This is a genomic window from Gammaproteobacteria bacterium, from assembly GCA_013001575.1.
Lineage (GTDB): Bacteria > Pseudomonadota > Gammaproteobacteria > Steroidobacterales > JABDMI01 > JABDMI01.
On record JABDMI010000037.1, the window covers coordinates 1 to 2,550 of the forward strand.

The 2,550-nt window shown below is 44.5% G+C and carries 4 protein-coding genes; all 4 read right to left on the bottom strand.

Annotated features, from left to right (window positions below; genetic code table 11):
* The coding region (gene zapD, locus HKN88_03605) for a cell division protein ZapD (protein ID NNC97140.1) at positions 1–447 on the bottom strand (447 nt) is incomplete at its 3' end.
* Positions 448–487: 40 nt separating this feature from the next.
* Complete coding sequence (locus HKN88_03610) at positions 488–1,126, bottom strand: dephospho-CoA kinase (GenBank protein ID NNC97141.1); 639 nt, start codon at positions 1,124–1,126, stop codon at positions 488–490.
* 19 nt (positions 1,127–1,145) lie between these two features.
* Complete coding sequence (locus tag HKN88_03615; GenBank protein NNC97142.1) at positions 1,146–2,015, bottom strand: prepilin peptidase; 870 nt, start codon at positions 2,013–2,015, stop codon at positions 1,146–1,148.
* Positions 2,016–2,031: 16 nt separating this feature from the next.
* Positions 2,032–2,550, bottom strand: a 519-nt coding sequence (locus tag HKN88_03620) for a type II secretion system F family protein (GenBank protein ID NNC97143.1), incomplete at its 5' end; no start/stop codon positions are given.

Consider the following 2,550-nt stretch of genomic DNA (forward strand, 5'->3'; position numbering starts at 1 on the left):
ATCAAAATTACACGCACCACCGGGAATAGCCGAACGGTGTTTGATGCTGTTCAGAAATTCGTGCTCGCGAAGTTCACTGCCAAGACTCATTCCAAGAGCCTCAAGCTGTAGTCGAGTTTGGGCAATATCGGTAAGTTGATGCTTTAATTCATCCGAATCGATGCCTGGGTAGGTCAGGTAGTTTTGTAAGGTGCGACTGAACTTATCCAGTTCTTTCAGTGTGTCACTGCGAATGTCGCCGCGGGTCAATACATTGAGCAAGTCAATTAAGGTGGTGATGGCAATGCGACTGTCCATTTTTGACGGTCGATGCAGAAAATAGTCGGCCTGTTGGAATAAAAAATCAAGACGCAAGAACGTACGCAATCGTTCTGTGAGCGGTTGTTCGTAATACTGATAATAGACCTCATCAGATTGGGGCGCTGAATCGAACAATGAATCACTCATCGCACAATTTTGCCGTACTCAAGCCAAGAGTGCAAATTCACTAGATCAACTCGAGTCCGGATGCGCTAAATTTACCAAAACTGTCAGCATTATTAGCCATCTGGAGATATTTGTGATGCAAAAATCGGGCTTTATTGCGTAATTGCTGCAGGCCAGCGTTGTTATTCACAATGTCATCAGCAAATTTCAGTCGCTCGGATGATTTAGCTTGGGAGTGAATGATCTGTAGTGCTTGTTCGCGACTGCAATGGTCCCGCTTAATTATGCGGTCAATTTGGGTGTCTTCATCCGCATGAATGACCAAAACCCTGTCTACTTGATTATGCATACCACTTTCGATCAATAAGGGAATTTCAAGAATTACATAAGCCGATTCAGCGAGTTCAGCTAATTGGAAGATGCGTGCCCCGATGGCTGGATGGGTGATGGAGTCAAGTAATTTGCGTTTTTTTGGTTGATCGAAAATGATTTGACGTAACTTGTTTCGATCTAATGAACCATCAGGATTAATCAAGCTTTCGTCAAAGTGGGTTTGCAGGTCCACTAATAACGATGAATTTGGCCGCATTAACTCACTGGCAACTGCATCCGCTGAAATCACTTCGATGCCCAATTTGGAAAATGCATCAGCGAGTGAAGATTTCCCACTCGCGATTCCTCCGGTTAGTCCAACCAACATATCAATTTTTCACCTGGAATCAAAGGTATCGCAAGTAAGTGAGGATTTCATTACCCCAGACCAGCATGATCCAGCCGGCAATTCCTATAAACGGGCCAAAGGCAAAGGCTTTGCTTTTCTCTCGGCCCAGGAATAGCATTTGTGGCAACATGACTGCTAGACCAACTACAGCAGAAAGTAACAAAGTGACTGGTAACACTTGCCAGCCTAACCATGCACCAACCATGGCAAGCATTTTGAAATCACCATAACCCATGCCTTCTTTACCGGTTACCAGTTTGAAGACCCAGTAGATCGACCACAAAGAGAAATACCCGGCTGCGGCACCAGTGATTGCACTAACCGGGCCTACAAAAAGAGACTGCGTGTTTACAAGCAAGCCCAGCCACAGTAGCGGCAAAGTTAATGAGTCAGGTAAAAGCTGGTGATCAAAATCAATGCCGACCATGGCAATTATTCCCCAGCTTAGGATCAAGGCCGGTAACAATTGTGTGGTAGCACCAAAATGCCAGGCGATAAATCCCGAGACAATGCCGGTGAGTAGTTCAACCAATGGATAACGCAATGAGATTGGGTTTTTACACGACGAACATTTGCCTTTTAAAACGAGATAGCTGATTACCGGCAAATTCTCATACCAGCGGATCTTGTGATCACACTTCGGGCAATGAGAATCGGGTTTGACTAAATTGTATGTGCTGGTTTCTTCATCCAGAAATTGTGAACCAATGTCCAGAATCTCTATTGCTTGCATGCGCCAATCGCGTTTCATCATTAGCGGCGTGCGGTGAATGACAACGTTTAAAAAGCTGCCAACTGCGAGGCCTAATAAAAAAACGGCACTGATTAACAGTGCCGTGTTCTGAATAAAGAGATCAAAAACTGTCATATGTTGTTTTCTTTTTTTAGATAACAGAACCCATTTTGAAAATTGGCAAGTACATGGCGATGACGAGTCCACCCACCACAATAGCCAGGAAGCCCATAATGATTGGCTCCATCAGGGTACTCATATTATCAACGGCGTTATCGACTTCTTCTTCGTAATAATCAGCAACTTTGGCCGACATCACATCCAGTGAACCTGCTTCTTCACCAATCCCGATCATTTGCACCACCATGTTCGGGAACAGGTCCGTGGTTTCCATGGACACTTGCATTCGTTGTCCTGTGGAGACATCGTCTTTGATATTCAAGGTGGCCTCTTCGTACACAATATTACCGGTGGCACCGGCAACGGATTCTAAAGCTTCAACTAAAGGCACACCGGCCGAGAACATGGTGGCCAGAGTTCTGGCAAAGCGTGCAATTGAGGCTTTTTCAACAATATTACCAATGATTGGAAGTTTTAATAGAACCTTATCTTTTTGATGACGGAATTTTTTAGAGCGTTTATTCATATAGATCATGCCACCGATTATGGC

What these genes read in the sequence shown, in the direction of transcription:
- HKN88_03615 (NNC97142.1), bottom strand. Translation starts at nt 2,015, where the DNA reads ATGACAGTTTTTGATCTCTTTATTCAGAACACGGCACTGTTAATCAGT.
- HKN88_03610 (NNC97141.1), bottom strand. Translation starts at nt 1,126, where the DNA reads ATGTTGGTTGGACTAACCGGAGGAATCGCGAGTGGGAAATCTTCACTC.